Source organism: Gynurincola endophyticus (genome assembly GCF_003991195.1).
Taxonomy (GTDB): domain Bacteria; phylum Bacteroidota; class Bacteroidia; order Chitinophagales; family Chitinophagaceae; genus Gynurincola; species Gynurincola endophyticus.
The window spans coordinates 48,323-65,311 of the sequence record NZ_RCWL01000009.1; the positions used below are offsets into that span (position 1 = coordinate 48,323).

General features: G+C 35.7%; 12 protein-coding genes. 9 read left to right on the forward strand and 3 right to left on the reverse strand.

Going from position 1 to position 16,989, the window contains the following annotated elements:
* Positions 1 to 17 precede the first annotated feature (17 nt).
* The 6 genes from D9O48_RS15405 to D9O48_RS15430 all read left to right on the forward strand — a co-directional run bounded on the left by D9O48_RS15405 (position 18) and on the right by D9O48_RS15430 (position 13,021).
* Positions 18 to 3,734 carry an ORC-CDC6 family AAA ATPase gene (locus tag D9O48_RS15405; protein WP_126973879.1) on the forward strand — a complete coding sequence of 1,239 codons (3,717 nt, stop codon included), beginning with the start codon at positions 18 to 20 and terminating at the stop codon, positions 3,732 to 3,734.
* Between the two features lie 51 nt (positions 3,735 to 3,785).
* On the forward strand, positions 3,786 to 5,648 hold the full coding sequence (locus tag D9O48_RS15410) for an ATP-binding protein (RefSeq protein ID WP_126973880.1): 1,863 nt from the start codon (positions 3,786 to 3,788) through the stop codon (positions 5,646 to 5,648).
* Between the two features lie 110 nt (positions 5,649 to 5,758).
* Positions 5,759 to 7,771 (forward strand): DEAD/DEAH box helicase, encoded by a 2,013-nt coding sequence (locus tag D9O48_RS15415; protein WP_126973881.1) that lies wholly within the window; start codon positions 5,759 to 5,761, stop codon positions 7,769 to 7,771.
* Positions 7,768 to 8,454, forward strand: coding sequence for a hypothetical protein (locus D9O48_RS15420; protein ID WP_126973882.1), 687 nt, complete (start codon positions 7,768 to 7,770; stop codon positions 8,452 to 8,454). Before D9O48_RS15415 ends, D9O48_RS15420 begins: the two co-directional genes overlap by 4 nt.
* 208 nt (positions 8,455 to 8,662) lie before the next feature.
* The gene (locus D9O48_RS15425; protein ID WP_126973883.1) at positions 8,663 to 11,461 is read left to right on the forward strand and encodes a bifunctional aconitate hydratase 2/2-methylisocitrate dehydratase; all 2,799 of its coding nucleotides are present in this window, start codon (positions 8,663 to 8,665) and stop codon (positions 11,459 to 11,461) included.
* A 348-nt stretch (positions 11,462 to 11,809) separates the two neighbouring features.
* On the forward strand, positions 11,810 to 13,021 hold the full coding sequence (locus D9O48_RS15430; RefSeq protein WP_126973884.1) for a S41 family peptidase: 1,212 nt from the start codon (positions 11,810 to 11,812) through the stop codon (positions 13,019 to 13,021).
* Here the strand turns inward: D9O48_RS15430 and D9O48_RS15435 are convergent.
* On the reverse strand, positions 13,018 to 13,704 hold the full coding sequence (locus tag D9O48_RS15435) for a hypothetical protein (protein WP_126973885.1): 687 nt from the start codon (positions 13,702 to 13,704) through the stop codon (positions 13,018 to 13,020). The genes D9O48_RS15430 and D9O48_RS15435 overlap by 4 nt on opposite strands.
* Positions 13,705 to 14,183: 479 nt before the next feature.
* Between D9O48_RS15435 and D9O48_RS15440 the strand changes: the two genes are divergently transcribed.
* On the forward strand, positions 14,184 to 14,654 hold the full coding sequence (locus D9O48_RS15440; RefSeq protein ID WP_126973886.1) for an META domain-containing protein: 471 nt from the start codon (positions 14,184 to 14,186) through the stop codon (positions 14,652 to 14,654).
* A gap of 85 nt (positions 14,655 to 14,739) precedes the next feature.
* Here the strand turns inward: D9O48_RS15440 and D9O48_RS15445 are convergent, their stop codons facing one another.
* Positions 14,740 to 15,126, reverse strand: coding sequence for a DUF5856 family protein (locus D9O48_RS15445; protein WP_126973887.1), 387 nt, complete (start codon positions 15,124 to 15,126; stop codon positions 14,740 to 14,742).
* A 47-nt stretch (positions 15,127 to 15,173) separates the two neighbouring features.
* Entirely contained in the window at positions 15,174 to 15,383 is a 210-nt protein-coding gene (locus tag D9O48_RS15450; protein WP_126973888.1) for a hypervirulence associated TUDOR domain-containing protein, read from the reverse strand.
* Between the two features lie 359 nt (positions 15,384 to 15,742).
* Here D9O48_RS15450 and D9O48_RS15455 point away from each other — a divergent pair, with 359 nt between their 5' ends.
* Together D9O48_RS15455 and D9O48_RS15460 are read left to right on the forward strand one after the other, a co-directional pair.
* Positions 15,743 to 16,657 (forward strand): DnaJ C-terminal domain-containing protein, encoded by a 915-nt coding sequence (locus D9O48_RS15455; protein WP_126973889.1) that lies wholly within the window; start codon positions 15,743 to 15,745, stop codon positions 16,655 to 16,657.
* 5 nt (positions 16,658 to 16,662) lie between these two features.
* Positions 16,663 to 16,959 (forward strand): chaperone modulator CbpM, encoded by a 297-nt coding sequence (locus D9O48_RS15460; protein WP_126973890.1) that lies wholly within the window; start codon positions 16,663 to 16,665, stop codon positions 16,957 to 16,959.
* Positions 16,960 to 16,989: the final 30 nt, after the last annotated feature.

Sequence of the window (16,989 nt, forward strand, 5' to 3'; positions counted from 1 at the left end):
GATATAAATCGAAAGATTTGAAGAAATTACTTATGGAAAAATATAGCTGTTTTAAGTGTCCCGCCGCCAATGATTATTCGCTAAAAGCATTGACTGACGCATGTCCTGTTTGTAGTTTGCCCTACGGATTTCCACTGGAATATTATCCTTTGGAAATAGGAGGAATTGAAATTATAAAACCCTTGGCCAGAGGATTTTATGGAGCAACTTTTATAGGGGAACAATCTTTTTTTGGCAGTAAAGTCAAAAAAGTAATCAAGATAATTCCCGTTGAATTATACAAAATTCAGAAAAAAGACTTTAGGGAAGAATGCAAAAGCCATTTTGATCTTTCACAAAATTCAGATCATATTGTAAAACTTGATCCTAATATATACCATGATAATATTCCTATAAAGTTTAGCAATCGGGAAATCATAAATTGTCATGTTGTAGGCCTTGAATATCTTGAGGGTGTGACTTTAAAGGAATACATTCAGCAGGACACACATGTTCCACCGAGAACAATAGCTCAGATTGCCATAGATCTTATTACACTTTTACAGGAATTAAGAATTAATGAAACATATCATAACGACTTACATCCTGGTAACATAATTATAGAATCTCTTTCTGACTCAAGGAAAAGATTTAATGAGATTGATGAGAACATAAAGGTTGTTGCTATTGATTTGGGTTCGCTAAACCAAAAAACCAAAAGTAATGACGATAGTGATCGTACAGGCGACTTGCACTGGATAGGGCAATGTTTAAATTTATTAAGCAGAAAAATAACGGATAAGCTTGATAAATATACTCCAAAAGACTGGAGGTTGGCATTTCTGCTGGAAGAAAAGGCTGATTTTTTGAAACCAGAAATACTTCATCAAAGGCCCATTACTTATAAAGATCTTATAAATCAGATAAGGGATACATACCATCAACACACTAATCCCTGGCAACAAGAGTTAGTATTAAAAAGTTTTGATGACGCTGTAAATGCTCAATCTCTCAGCCCCTGGCACGTTTCATCTTTATTTGTTGATAAAGACAATGCATGGGCGAAAAAGATAAGTGTTAAAGGGCCTCAGGTAATTACGGGCATGCGGGGATGTGGAAAAACTATGTTATTGAGAGCGTTAGAATTTCACGCCAGACTAATGCCGCAAAATGGTGATGAAAAAGATTCTCCCAATAACGTAATCGAACGTCTTATGAGCTCGTCAGAAAGGTATATCGGCTTATATATTTCGTGTGTAAAACTACTTGATTTCAACGCTTTAAAAGGGAGTGAGTATAAAGAGATATTTGAGCCTTACTCCAAACTTCTGATTGGTTTTGCTATACAGGCAATACACTCTATTAGACATCTGAAAGATTTAAAACCTGACGTAGTAAGAAATGACTATCATCTGTCTATTGCCAGTACATTGGCATATTTAATTAATCAGGGAGAAGAACTTACACAAATCACTAGTGACTATGATTTGGAAAACAAACTCAAAAAATACTTAAACTCACTAAGCGACGGTCAGGATATTCATAAAATTAATATTCACCCTAAGATTGCATTTCCACAGTTAGCGGAGTCAATAAAAAAGTCATCAGAAGTCTTCGCCCAATCTCATATATACTTTCTTTTGGATGACGTATCCACAAGGTATCTTAATGATAACAATATTATTAAGCTAATCTCTGAGTTACTGTTCCAAGATGAAACATGCGCTTTTAAATTTACAACTGAGGCACAGACTCTTGAAATGGTTATTATGGCACCAGGAAGCACTTCTCAAGCTAAAATTGGACGAGATTATTCAATTTTTGACTTGGGAGAAGAAGTAAACCGGATCATTCATGAAGACCATCATGAAGGCCAAAAGTTCGTCGAGGATATCCTGCTGAAACGCGCAAAATACTTTCCTTTACATCCTCAGAATCTTACCCCTTCCCAAATATTAGGAGATGAAACATTGATATCTATAGCTGAGAATATTGTAAAGGAAGAAAAAGCGTCGCAGAAAAAAGAGCTATATCATGGGATTTCAGCACTAACTGCAGTATGTGTCGGGGATTTGGGAGATGTAATAACATTGTATGAATTGATTCTTAAAAGATCATCATCTCCCGCTTTTAGAGGATATCCTATTGATCCCAAAATACAGAACTCATGCTATCTTCAATTATGTAATTCAAGGTTATATGATCTCAACCGGAGAGACACCCGGTATCTTGATTTTGTAGAATCTTTTGCTGATGCCTCGCATCACCTGCTTATACAATCTGCTATAAGACGATCGAAGAACAAAAGCGACCGGCTCAGGCAATACACATCAATATTTATTAATATTACGCATGGAGATAAAGATGAACAATATAAGCAGGTAAGGAAACTCATTGATGCCGGAATTTTCAATTTACAGGGAGGACCAGAAGCGTCAAGAACAAATCGCCAAGGGCTGAAACCACAGCAACAATTTAAACTTGTTTTCCGGAAGTTATATGGAGTAAGTAAACATATAGGACTTTCCAGCTCAGACAGATTTGAGTTATCAGGTAAACCACTTGAAGAGTGGCTTAACAATCCTAAAAACGGAAAGAATATTCTTATTAAAAATCTGAATCCAATTCCTGAAGACCAGCTTTCAAAGCTTCTTGAACAAACTGAATTAAAAGAAGCAGTTTCATCCGGTAAACATGAATCTCGTAAGCAGCAATTACTTCCTTTCCATGAAGAAGAACAATCTCACATAGTGGATGAAAATATTGATGACTTCAATTTCATCCACGAAAAATTACCTTCTATTGCCAAAATTCAAAGAAATGACTTCAATAATCTTCAGATAGACATTGCAATTATAGGATTAGGGTTTGAAGATGCAACATTAAACTCTGCAAAAGAAATATGTAAACTTAATCCTAAGAAAGTCATATTCATTAGGTTTGAAGAAGTTGGTCATTCAGAAGAGATACTAAAAGAATTCGATGCATTAGAAAGCCAGCAGAAAACTATTTTGCCTCCGGAAGATTTCCTGAGCGTTATTTCAGAACTAGAAAACAAAATTGTACTATGTGATGTAACCGGACTTCCCAAGGGTGTAATGTTTAATTCTATACGTACAGCATGTCTTAAAAATAAATCCTTTTTTATTTCACTTACTGCTCCAGAATTTGAATATCCTCTTGATGAAGATGTCGATAAGTTTCTAAAAGCTAGTTCTGACAGTGATTCATCTCTGTTACTTCAGCAAATGTCCTCCATTCAGAAAGGAGAAACGGGGCCTTATTCTCTCATAAATCTATTGCCAAACTATACAAATATTTCTGAGCCCAGGGTGTTGCTTGCTTTTGCTTCTGCTAAGCATGAAAGACTTTACACACTTCTTGACGAGCGTGATTATGAACAAATAAGTGTTTTGGTAACGAATGGAGAATCACCTAGAGAGAAATTAGCACGGACCTCTGCAGAATTTTCCTTACGGAAGTTTAATTCAGCAGTTATCCATTATCTTGATGAGAATAATTTATCTGACATTTTGGAGCAAATGTCAAAAGACTATTATACTTATTTTATAAAAAATAACTTTCCCTTTGAACTGGGTCTTACAGGGAATAAAGTTGAAACTGTTGCTGCAGCAATATTTTCTTCTGTTTTTAAAGTCTCCCAATGCTGGTATGTGAAACCAGAAAAGTGGGATACCGAGAAATTTTCTAAAGGTTCCAGCGATTTTAGTATTATCCAAATCAGAATTAAATAATAGGTCCGTTACCCATCACCAAATTAATCACTGGATTTTGAAACTATTTTTATGAACAATACCTTAACTCTTAAATTCGACCCTAATACAATAGAACACTTAGGTATATCACTATATTCAAAGCTACCTAGTGTCCTATCCGAGCTCGTTTCAAATTCCTGGGATGCCGATGCAGATAAAATAAGCATACATTTCTATGACCGGGATGGTAAGAAAGAGATTGTGTATAAGGATGATGGTGTGGGCATGAGCTTTGACGAATTAAACGATAAGTTTCTATTAATTGGTCGTAACAGAAGAAAAGATCCCCAAGAGAGAATAACACAGAAAAGTCGACCTGTTATAGGTAAAAAAGGGTTAGGAAAGCTATCAGTATTTGGAATATGCGATGTTATTGAAATCGAATCAGTTCAAAATGGGAAAAGAAATTACTTCCAGATGAAACTGATGGATATCAAATCAAGCAATGGTTCATACAATCCAACCTTATTATGCCCTAAGGATTCTCAGACTGATAAAGCAAATGGAACTACATTACACTTAAAATCAATAAGGAGAAAATCAGGGTTTGACTTGACAGATCTGGCAATAAGTTTGTCAAAGAAGTTCTTAATTTTTGATATCTTAAAACTTGAAATGAGCTTAAATGATGGCGAATTAACTATAGTAACTAACGAGTTAAAGTTTGCCTCTTTTGAGGAGCAATTCAGATGGCCTTTTCCTAATGAATTAGATGCAGAGTATGAGAACCATCTTAACGTAAAAGGCTTTGTAATTACAACTTTGACACCAATTAAAGACACTGAGATGTCTGGTATTTATTTGGTATCGCGGGGGAAAATTGTTAATACAGCAAGCTTTTACGGATTGAGAGATAATGATCAGTTCCATTCATATGTAACTGGATATTTAGAAGTCGACTTTATTGATGATTTTGATGAAGATGTAATATCTACTGACAGGCATTCTCTGAATTGGGAGAATGATAAGACCAAAGAATTGCAAGTATACCTTCAAAATGTAATACGCAAAATTGGAAATGAGTGGAAGAAAAAAAGAGCAGAAGTAAAAAAGGTTGATATAAAAACCGAAACAAATTTAGATATAGACGAATGGCAGATGAAACTCCCTACATATGAGCGGGATTTAAGTGAAAGAATCATTCGTCCTATTCTTACCAATCCAAGATTAGAAACGGATAAATCCAGTGAGATAATCAAAAATGTTATTGATAAATTTGATAATAGTACATTCAAAGAATATGCTGATAAAATATCTGGCATATCGAGTGAAGATCAATTACCGGAATTGTTACATTTAATTGAAGATTGGAAAGCCATAGAGTCTAAACAGTTTAGAGATATTTCCGTCTCAAGAGTTGAGGTTATAAAACAGTTTGAAGAATACCTTGATAATGACACGAAAGAAGTTCCTACATTACATAATTTCCTGAAAAAGTTTTCTTGGTTATTAGATCCCAGAATTTTAGAGTTTAAAGATGAGGTTAGATATTCGCAGTTACTAAAAGAAACTTATCCTGATGAGCTTCTTGAAGAAAAAGATAGAAGAATAGATTTTCTCTGTAGTAATGCCTTGGGCGAAATACTATATGTTATAGAGATAAAACGGAGCAGTTACGAGGTGGACCTAAAGGCGATAGACCAAGCTTTTGCCTACAAATCATTTTTGGTGGAGAAATACGCATCACAAACTGGGTTTTCAAAAGTTGTTTGCTTCGTGGTAGGAGGCTCTAAATCTGGAGAAACTGTATTTAAAAATAGAGAAATTAACTATTATAATGCAGGTGATGTATTTGTGAAAACATACGTTGAACTATTAGAACAATCTAAGGAATATCATAAAGAATTTATTGATGCTTATGATTCTCATACTTTAAGTGGCAAGAAAAAGTAGTTGTATCTGAGGAAAAAGTGGCTTCAACATAAAATCTATTGGATTTATTTTTAACTTGGGGATAAAGAGACGAATCATATCTTTTCAAATAGAAATAATGTTTGAGAATAATGGAAAAAAATTTATTATACATACAAATTAATGAAAATACTCTAAATAAAGGTATTATTAAAGAAATTAAAAAATATTCAAGTGAAAATCCAAGGGATCAAATATACGTTATCAATGCTCCTTTAGGGGATAAAAAATATTCCTATTCATATCAAGAAAGCACAATTGTTATTTTATCTCCTAATCATAAATTATTATTTGTTGATTTAGAGGGAGATGACGAAAGATTTAATGAGTTTTGTGATGATTTTTTGGAAGACCTAAGTTCAATATCTGATAAATATGATTATAAGAGGCATATTGGTAGACCCAGAGCATGGAAAGAAAATAATACTATTCAAATTTATAATTATGAATATGAATCTATTGAGCTCTTATTTGAGAATAATCGATTAAATTCTCCAGATCTAAAAAGAATTAGTGAATTAATAATATCTCTTTTAATTGGCAGTATAAATGATATCGCTAGAGTAGGTGCAGTCGTCCCTGAGACTTTGTTGGAAAAAGTCAAAAAGAATATAATTCTTTTTGATGGTGAGCAAACTCGGTTTATTTACAAAGAATTTAATAAAAAGTCTGTTTCTATTCAAGGATTATCTGGAACAGGTAAGACTGAGTTGCTTTTGCATAAACTTAAAGAGATTTATACTTTAGATGATAAAAGTAAAATATTTTTCACCTGTCATAACATAACACTTTCAAACAATTTAAGAGAACGCGTTCCTCATTTTTTTAACTTCATGAGAGTAGAAAAACAAATCGAATGGAATAAAAGATTGTGGGTTTCCCATGCGTGGGGATCTAAAAACCAACCAGATTCAGGACTTTATAGTTATTTATGTAATTTTTATAATGTTCCTTTTCTTAGATATAATAATAGTATTCAGAATAATTACGAAACGATATTTACTCAGATATTAGAAGTGGTAAACTCAATTAAATCAACAGATTTTAAATTTGCATTTGATTATATTTTGATTGATGAAAGACAGGATTTTCCGAAGATTTTTTTTGAACTTTGTGAAAAAGTTGCAAGAAAGAAAGTGTATATAGCAGGAGATATATTTCAGGACATTTTTGAAAACACCGACGAAACTGAATTAGAAGTTGATATTGTTTTAAATAGATGTTACCGGACAGATCCAAGGACATTGATGTTTGCGCATGGAGTAGGACTGGGATTATTTGAAAAAAGAAAACTTAATTGGTTTTCGGATAATTATTGGAACGCAATTGGATATGAGGTTGAGAGAAGACGTGATAGATTAATACGATTACATAGAGAACCAATCAGGAGATTTGAAAACTTGAGTACAGAAGATTTTGAAAGTGTTATTATACGTGGGTCGAATTATATAGATGATGTTATTAATATTATATCTGATCTTATAAAAGTTCATAAAGATTTAAAACCTGATGATATTGCAATTATTATATTGGAGGAAAATAGGAAAAATATCTATGATTATATTGATAAATTAATTATTACTGTTGAGAAGAAATTAGGTTGGAGTGCGAATAGAGTCTATGAGAATAAGAGTAAAGTCCCTGGGACGCTTTTCATATCGAACCATAATAATGTAAAGGGACTTGAGTTTCCATTTGTAATTTGTTTAACGGCTGCGATTAAAGACACATACAAATATCGAAATATTCTTTATACGATGCTAACAAGGTCTTTTATACAATCGTATTTGTTAGTTGATGATAAAAAAGGAGTTGATCAAAATAGAGAAGGGCTTGATATAATAAATAAACATTGCTACATTCAAACTATTGAACCTTCTTCGATGGAGAAAAAAGAAATTGTAAACAAATTAAAAAAGTTTATTCAAAATAGTGAAAATATTTCTTATGATGATTTTATTAAAAAAATATTTGATGAATTAAATGTGCCTAAATCTTATAGAACAAAGCTTATTAATGCTTTATTAAATACTGATTTTGATAAATTTGACAAGGATAAAACTGTAAAGTTTATCAAGGCAAACATTGAATTTTATAGCTCATGAAGACTTTATTTCAAATAGAGATAAATTTAGCTTCGAAAAAAGTTTTTTTTCCAGAAGAACGTATTAAAAATAAATATAAGATTTTGGAAATACTTTTGGAAGCATGCAGATATATTATTTACAGTGAGAAAGAAAAAAAAGTGCGAGGAAGTTGTAAAATGATATTGAACACTGATAAAATGAAAAGAATATTCTTTATAAGTGAATATAAGATGTATTCAATCGTTTTTCCATTTAATATTCATTATGATGGTAGAGAGACGATTATCAGTTATAAAAATATTATCGATATTGATTCACGAGTAATTACCACTTTATTAAGTATTATAAAATCTCCAGTTGCTTATAGTGAAAATTGCCTAGATTTTATCGATCCGGTTTTAGAATCAGAGGAAGATGGTAAAATAAATTACTGGCCAATATTAAGAGATTTAATTTTTATAGAAGAAGGTTACTTGAGATATGATAGGGATCTAAAAGGATATCAAGAGGCACTTGAAAATGAGCAGCAACATAGACATCCTTTGAATCATATTGATATTTTTTATACTAATCAAGCAACATTTAAACTTGGACTTGAACAGGAATGTTTGGAGGTTGATTTTATTGATACGTTAGATTCTAATACAAACTGCAAATATTTAAAATCGGTCAGTTCGGCTAAGAAATCCCCCAAAAAATGAATAATAGTGTTTTTTAAGAGTTAGTGGGTTAAGAAAATATAAAGTATAATAAATGTTATAATATGTTGAATGAAATTTTAATATCATAATTTTCATGTACATTTTCTCTGATATTATCTCATTCCCCCCCTTCCCACTATTAAATATATTTCGTAATTTTGCGTTCTAAGAATAACTAATAATCCCTTCTAGAACAAAAGGTTAATTTATGACCAGATACAATGATTATCTTAAGCAGATTGTAGATAGAGAAGCACAGGGACTACACGCCCTACCCATCGATGACGCAGAACTGATGTACGAAGTAATAGAACAGATCAAAGATGAAACCCATGAACACCGTAACGATTCACTTAATTTCTTCATTTATAACGTTTTACCGGGAACTACGAGCGCTGCCCGCGTAAAAGCTAAGTTCCTGAAAGATATTATTCTCGGCGATGCCAACGTACCTGAAATCTCTACAGACTTCGCCTTCGAACAACTTTCACACATGAAAGGCGGCCCGTCCATCGAAGTACTGCTGGATATCGCCCTGGGTGAAGATGCTCTCCTCGCTAAAAAAGCGGCAGAAGTACTCAAAACACAGGTTTTCCTCTACGACGCAGATACCGATCGTCTGGCAGAAGCCTTTAAAAATGGTAGCGCCATCGCGAAAGAAATTCTCGAAAGCTACGCCAACGCTGAATTCTATACCAAATTACCCGATATTCCTGAAGTAATTGAACTGGTAACTTTTGTTGCCGGTATCGGTGATATATCCACAGACTTACTGTCTCCCGGTAGTGACGCACACTCCCGCTCTGACCGTGAACTGCACGGACAATGTATGTTCGAGCACAACAAAGAACAACAAAAACAATTACGTGCGCTGAAAGAACAAAATCCCGACAAAACCGTCATGCTGGTAGCTGAAAAAGGTACCATGGGAGTAGGTTCTTCAAGAATGTCCGGCGTAAATAACGTGGCACTCTGGATTGGTAAACCTGCCAGCCCTTATGTTCCATTTGTAAATATCGCTCCGGTAGTAGCAGGAACCAACGGTATCTCTCCGATTTTCCTGACCACCGTTGGCGTAACCGGCGGTATCGGTATCGACCTGAAAAACTGGGTGAAAAAGTTAGATGAAAACGGTAAACTGATCGTTGATGCAGACGGACAACCAGTTTTGGAACAAGCGTATTCTGTTGATACAGGTACATTCCTTACTATTAATACAAAAACCAAAAAACTCTATAAAGACGGACAAGAAGTGATGGACGTCAGCTCAGCTTTTACTCCTCAGAAAATCGAGTTCATGAAAGCCGGTGGCTCCTACTCCATCGAGTTTGGTAAAAAACTGCAAACCTTCGCCGCCACTACCTTAGGTATCACCGCGCCGAAAGTATTTGCGCCTTCTAAAGAAATTTCTATTGAAGGACAAGGCCTCACCGCCGTTGAAAAAATATTCAATAAAAACGCTGTAGGAACTTCAGGCGCTACCCTGCACGCCGGTTCTTATGTTCGCGTAAAAGTAAATATCGTAGGTTCTCAGGACACCACCGGGTTAATGACCGCTCAGGAACTGGAAGCAATGGCTGCTACTGTCATTTCTCCGATCGTAGATGCAGGTTATCAATCAGGTTGCCACACCGCCTCTGTTTGGGATAGTAAATCTCAACAGAATATCCCGAGACTGATGAAGTTCATGAATGACTTTGGTCTGATCACAGCCAGAGACCCTAAAGGGGAATATCATTCAATGACTGACGTCATCCACAAAGTACTGAATGACCTTACCATCGACGACTGGGCAATCATCATTGGTGGTGACTCACATACCAGAATGTCGAAAGGAGTAGCTTTTGGAGCAGATTCCGGTACCGTTGCACTGGCACTGGCTACAGGTGAAGCTTCTATGCCGATTCCTGAATCAGTAAAAGTAACTTTCAAAGGTGCTATGCAACCTCACCTCGATTTCCGCGATGTGGTGCACGCAACCCAGTTACAGATGCTGAAAGCATTTAAAGGTGAAAACGTATTCCAGGGAAGAGTGATCGAAGTACATATCGGTACTTTATTGTCTGACCAGGCATTTACCTTCACTGACTGGACAGCCGAAATGAAAGCAAAAGCATCTATCTGTATTTCTCAGTCAGATACACTGGTGCAATCACTGGAAATCGCGAAAGAGCGTATCCAGATCATGATTGAAAAAGGTATGGACAATGAGAAACACGTATTGCAAGGGCTGATCAATAAAGCGGATAAACGTATTCAGGAAATTAAATCTGGTGAGAAATTACCTTTAGCACCTGATGAAAATGCTAAATACTACGCAGAATTTGTAGTGGATCTCGATGCGATTGATGAACCAATGATCGCTGACCCTGACGTAAACAATGCTGACGCGTCAAAAAGATACACACACGATACCATTCGTGACCTCACTTACTACGGTGGTGAGAAACATGTTGATTTAGGTTTTGTGGGATCTTGTATGGTGCACAAAGGTGATATCAAGATCGTTTCGAAAATGCTGAAAAACTTAGAAGAGCAATACGGTAAAGTGGAGTTCAAAGCTCCTTTAGTAGTGGCTGCTCCTACTTATAATATCATTGATGAACTGAAAGCGGAGGGGGACTGGGAAATTTTACAAAAGTATTCCGGTTTTGAGTTCGACGATGCTGCTCCTAAAATTGCTGCACGTACGGAATATGAGAAAATCTTATACCTGGAGCGTCCGGGTTGTAACCTGTGTATGGGTAACCAGGAAAAAGCCGCTAAAGGTGATACCGTAATGGCCACTTCTACCCGTCTCTTCCAGGGACGTGTAGTAAAAGACTCTGATCGCAAGAAAGGAGAATCATTACTGGCATCTACTCCGGTGGTAGTTCTTTCTGCTATCTTAGGAAGAACACCTACTATCGAAGAATATAAAGTGGCTGTAAAAGGTATCGAGCTGACTCAGTTCGCACCGCCGGTGAAGAATATGAGCACCGCTCCTGCACATCAGGTTTCGTTCTAAGAATGTATTTTTATAATAGTGAAAGGAGCTAACTAATCAGTTAGCTCCTTTTTTATGCAATAGAATTGAAACATGAAGGAAATGAAGATAAAAAGGGAGTGAAAGACCCGAAACCCGTGGTGGGTGTCTCCACCCACCGCAAAAAAGACTCAATCCGTTTCATGTATGCTATATTCAAAGCCTTTCTTCTTTACCTTCATCCCTTCATTTCCTTCATGTTTCCCATTGTATTTTATAAATATTAATAAGTAAGGCGTCAGCAAAACAATCTTCTTAATTCCTTAATGTGAATTACTATCATCTCTGTAACATTCCCCATTTTCCTGCGTCTTTACTCTAAACACTACTATGAGAATAAACGACGCCCTCTACTCTATTCGAAAACCATTTACTTTTTTTGTATTTTCTGTCTGCCTGTTTTCCCTTACAAATGCGCAGTCGCTAACGCCTGATCAGTTTATTGATGATCTGAATCACTTCAAAAAAGAACTCCCGCAACGACATAAAAACCTGTATGCAAAAATCTCTGAAGCTGATTTTCTGCGGAAAGTGGATGCAATCGCCCAAAAAGCCAATACCCTCAATAATGAAAGTTTCGAAATAGAACTCTACCAACTCATCAAAGAAATCGGTGATGAACATACCCGCCTCGAACCCGCTTACAAAACTATCTATCCGGTTAGTTTTGATTTTTTTAAAGAAGGAATATTTGTGACAGGTACAAATGCTGAAAATGCCGGCTTACTCTATAAACAACTGAATGGAGTGAACACTAAATCAACCAAAGACATTCTTGATTTGGTAAAGACGATTGTGAAAGACGATAATGCTTCTTATTTTGATGTATACTTTCAGCAGTTTATCAATAATCCCCGCGTTTTAAAAGGACTCACCATTACTCCTGACGACCTAAAAGCAACATTTCTGTTAGATCAGCAAAAGGCAATACTAAGCGCAGTATCTAAGGAAGCCTACAAACCTGCGGTGAAACCGGATTTGCTGCGTTTTAAACGTTCAGAAAACTATTGGTTCGAACTGATCAATAACGGAAAAACGCTGTATTTCAATTATCAGGAATGCCGTGAGGAAGAAGATAAACCTTTCGCTGATTTTACAAATGAACTTTTCGCCTTAGTAGAAAAGGCAAAACCTGAGAAAATCATCATCGATCTGCGGAATAATATGGGTGGAAACTCAGGAATTATCCATCCATTTATGGAAAAATTGAAAAAAAGTCATCTCAATAAAAAGGGGAAGCTTTTTGTGTTAATCGGCAAATCTACCTTCTCCTCTGCCCTCATGAATGCCGTTGAACTGAAAAGAAACTACCACTCGATTCTTGTAGGTGAATCTACCAGCGGAACGGTAAACCATTACGGTGAAGTAAGAGGGTTTACTTTACCAAACTCTCAGCTGGTAGTCGGTTATTCTACCCGCTTCTGGGAAGTATGGAAAGGATACGACGGACCACTCAGGCCTGATGTTAAAGTGGAATATTCCATTCATAACTTCAGGAAAAATATCGATGAAGGCATTGCTTATATTTTAAAACAACCCTAGTCTTTTTTGATCAGATTGTTCTCAAAGAGCAGTTGTTTCCCATACGATTCAATGGCCTCTTCTTGTCTCTGAAAACATTCAGCGAGTAGCTTGAGGTTATTGGTGTATTTTAATACATGCAATAAAAGTTGTTTTTCAATATGCGACCACGGCTGCAATGCTCTTGGATATTTTTCTATGACCGTGTTAGGCTGTTCGGGATGATTTTTTGTTCTGTAGATAGCCAGTTTCTGTACAGCCCTTTGTAATGAAAGAACATCATTTGCTGAAAAGTTATTGAAAATTTTTTCTTCAAAAAAGCTGATGTTTTTCCACGGTTCCGGTACCGGAGTAAGCTTCACTTTCTCAATCAGCTGAAGATGTTCCGGTTTATTGAAATAATGTTGGAAATAATCCAGTAGTTCAATTTTGCTATAGATACCGATGTACTTTCCATACAAGTGATGTGAGGTAATAGCTTCACTTTTAAATGCAGAAGAGGTTAGAAAAAAACTTGCATATAAACGATACCTCGGAGCTACTCCCAGTTGTACAAAAAGTTGTGTGATTTCATTGATTTCTTTTTCAGGAATAGATATGTCTGGAGGATTGGAAACCATATTATTAATAGCATCTCTTCTTTGTTGAAAATCTGCTGCTGCAGAAGCTGATAACTGCAACCTTTTGTTTAATTCTATTGACATATTTTTCATGTATTAGGTGTGTTCAATGTAAACGACTTTATACAATTAGTCAGTAGGATAATGGAATAATTACCTCAATCGAGGTCATTGGTAAAATAACTAATTATACAAAGAATGATTACTATACGGGGTAAAAAAGTTTAACAATAAGGTCGATTTTAGGCTGTTTGATGGCGTTATTTAGTAGATATGCTGAAATGCCTTAATATGTGTTATGAAATAAGCAAGAGAGTATTGTTTCGTTTTGATGTTATTGCCTGTATGAACCGCCACTGATTGATGCGGGATGAGGATACTTCTAACCTTAAAAAGGGCAAACTATTTAAATAGCAATTGAAATAAATTATGTTTATGAGCTGTGTATACCGGAAGTATCACCTCTAACCGAAAACAGATATGCTTTGAAGGTGGTGGAACTTTGATTGTAGCGTATTACCGTAAAATTTAATATTTTGCAATTATAAAAATCCTCACACATTATGAAGAAAACTCTTTTTATGATTGCGATGGCTGCTGCAATAGCTGCCTGTAACGATTCGGGTACAGAAAATAATGCAGATAAACCTGCTGATAGTAATGCGCTGCAAACAGCAGCAAAACCGGAAGATCTTTTAAATAAAGATTGGAGGCTGAAAGAACTCAATGGTTCTTCTATTGTTTTAGATACCACTTTTCCCAACTACCCGCACATGAAATTTGAAAACCTGACGAATGTAGGTGGTAACCTGGGCTGTAATGGTTTTGGAGGAAATGTCAGCGTAGGCGGAGCCGATAGTATCACTATTTCTCAGGTGGTATCTACTCAAATGGCTTGTCCGAACCTGGATATCGAAAACCGCTTCAGAGAAGCTTTGGAAAATACTAAAACCTATCGTATTGATGGTAATACATTACTCCTGAACAATGATAAAAAAGAAGTAATCGCTAAGTTAGAAAATACCAAAAATTAATAATTGATTTATAATTTAATTATAGTGTATGGATCATGCTGTTTTAAAAAAGCATGATCCATATTATTTTTATGCTATTGATGATTTATTCTAATCTTTTCAGACGGAAAAGCAGTTGCTGAATAGCTTCCTGCGCATCATCAATTATGGATTGTGAAAAAGATTCAGGAAATAATTCTTCCCTGCGGTCTTCAATGTGCTGATATACACTCTCTATATGTTCAATATAATTTTTGGGACGGCTTGTTTCAGGTATTACAATGTTTAAAGTTCCTTCCAGTGCAAAAGTGGTTTCTACGAGCCGGTCGGTAATGTCTGCCAGTGAATCGATTGCCTGATCTAATGAAATATGCGCTTCATAACTACCTTTTCCGGTAATTGACCAGTGAATGAGTTTTAAAGAATTACGAAAAGAGATAAACTCTCCTAAAAAGTCGGCTACTGCTGTTTTGTTTTGTTTGGTATTGGCCATTATTATACTGTTTTATTAATTGTAAATAATTAGTATCTCCTGAACTGCTACAGTTTGGTAAGCGCAGTTCCTTTATGTGCTGCTATATGGCCTGTTTTACTGCTTTTAATTTCATATTGCGGGTCTTCTTTCGTAGCATGATGCGTGTATCCCTTATAATCAAAGTCCTGGGTATGTATTTTTATGATGGTTCCCGAAACCCTTCCAGCTTCGGAGTTCCAGCTTACCCGATCTCCTACTTTGAATTTGGTGGCCATAAAAAGATTTTTCGTTTAACAAATGTTACGATTAAGCCCGTAAATTACCCGCACCGCTGGTAGATATCCTGACATGGACTGATTTTCTTACAGTTATGAAATAAAACACTTAATAAGTGTTCTTGTATAAATGATACTGCAAAGAGCATGCTCATGCTTACATCCTATGAATACCCGGCTAAAATGTTATTATGGGAATCGGGATATCACTTTTTTTGTTCAAAAAGTCCTACACATTATAAAAGTAAGTATACTATCTAAAGCCGAAAATGGTATGCCGAAACCAGTTGATATATGATCACTCATAACGCCATTTCAGTGGCTTAAAAATTGTGTATACAAATAAGAAATTGTTTAGAATGGATTATATTGATTACTATAAAATACTTGGCGTCGCAAAAAATGCCACAGCAGATGAAATCAAGAAAGCTTATCGAAAATTAGCCCGTCAACATCATCCTGATTTAAATGCGGATAACCCAGAGGCGGATAAATTGTTTCAGCAGATTAATGAAGCGAATGAAGTACTGAGTGATCCCGAAAAAAGAAAAAAATATGATCAGTACGGTAATGACTGGAAACATGCTGACCAGTTTGAAAATGCCCGTAAACAACAGGGGGCCGGCTCTTATGGCGGGCGTAACCCGTTCGAGAATGGTTCTTTCAGTGAAGCGCATCACAACTATGGTACGGAGGAGGATGGCGGATTCTCCGATTTCTTTGCCTCCATGTTCGGTAATCGTGGCAGTGGGCGCCAGACCAGATTTAAAGGACAGGATTTACGCGCCTCGCTACAAGTGAATTTATCGGAAGTTTATAAAACCCATCAAAGAGTGTTTATGATCAATGGAAAGAATATCCGTATAACGCTGGCGGCAGGTATTGAAAACGGACAGGAAATTAAACTTTCCGGTTATGGTGCTCCGGGGGTAAACGGTGGTCCAAACGGTGATCTTTATATTACATTTGAGGTGAAGAATGATACTTCCTTTACCCGTAAAGGGAATGACCTTTATAAAAATGTTCCTCTTGATTTATACAAGGCAATTTTAGGCGGTGAGGAAGTAATTGATACCTTGTCAGGAAAAGTAAAACTAAAAATTAATCCGGAAACACAAAACGGCACAAAAGTGCGTATTAAAGGAAAAGGATTTCCTGTTTATAAAATGGAAGATACGTTTGGAGATCTTTATATCACTTACGAAATACAAATACCTACTAACCTTAGTGAAAAAGAACGAGAGCTGTTTAAAGAGTTATCTAAAGAAAAATAGAACTTATGGAAAATTCAAATAGAATATCTGTAGAAGAATACTGTACGTTTTACAGTATAGAAGCCTCTTTTGTTCAACAACTGAACGACTATGGTTTGATTGAAGTTGGTTATACAGAAAAGGAATCATTTATTACTTATGACCAGTTGCCTGATCTTGAAAAATACACGCGTATGCACTATGATCTTGAAATTAATATACCTGGAATAGAAGCTATAAATCATTTACTAAAACGGGTTCAATACCTGCAACGGGAAGTTAAAAGATTGCGGGAAGAAACCGGAAATAACCAGTCCGCTTAATTATGACCTGTATATTAAAACGATAAGGGC

Excerpts from the sequence above, each read along its gene's own strand:
- D9O48_RS15410 (WP_126973880.1), top strand. The coding sequence starts at position 3,786 with ATGAACAATACCTTAACTCTTAAATTCGACCCTAATACAATAGAACAC.
- D9O48_RS15415 (WP_126973881.1), top strand. The coding sequence starts at position 5,759 with ATGGAAAAAAATTTATTATACATACAAATTAATGAAAATACTCTAAAT.
- D9O48_RS15420 (WP_126973882.1), top strand. The coding sequence starts at position 7,768 with ATGAAGACTTTATTTCAAATAGAGATAAATTTAGCTTCGAAAAAAGTT.
- D9O48_RS15425 (WP_126973883.1), top strand. The coding sequence starts at position 8,663 with ATGACCAGATACAATGATTATCTTAAGCAGATTGTAGATAGAGAAGCA.
- D9O48_RS15430 (WP_126973884.1), top strand. The coding sequence starts at position 11,810 with ATGAGAATAAACGACGCCCTCTACTCTATTCGAAAACCATTTACTTTT.
- D9O48_RS15435 (WP_126973885.1), bottom strand. The coding sequence starts at position 13,704 with ATGTCAATAGAATTAAACAAAAGGTTGCAGTTATCAGCTTCTGCAGCA.
- D9O48_RS15440 (WP_126973886.1), top strand. The coding sequence starts at position 14,184 with ATGAAGAAAACTCTTTTTATGATTGCGATGGCTGCTGCAATAGCTGCC.
- D9O48_RS15445 (WP_126973887.1), bottom strand. The coding sequence starts at position 15,126 with ATGGCCAATACCAAACAAAACAAAACAGCAGTAGCCGACTTTTTAGGA.
- D9O48_RS15450 (WP_126973888.1), bottom strand. The coding sequence starts at position 15,383 with ATGGCCACCAAATTCAAAGTAGGAGATCGGGTAAGCTGGAACTCCGAA.
- D9O48_RS15455 (WP_126973889.1), top strand. The coding sequence starts at position 15,743 with ATGGATTATATTGATTACTATAAAATACTTGGCGTCGCAAAAAATGCC.
- D9O48_RS15460 (WP_126973890.1), top strand. The coding sequence starts at position 16,663 with ATGGAAAATTCAAATAGAATATCTGTAGAAGAATACTGTACGTTTTAC.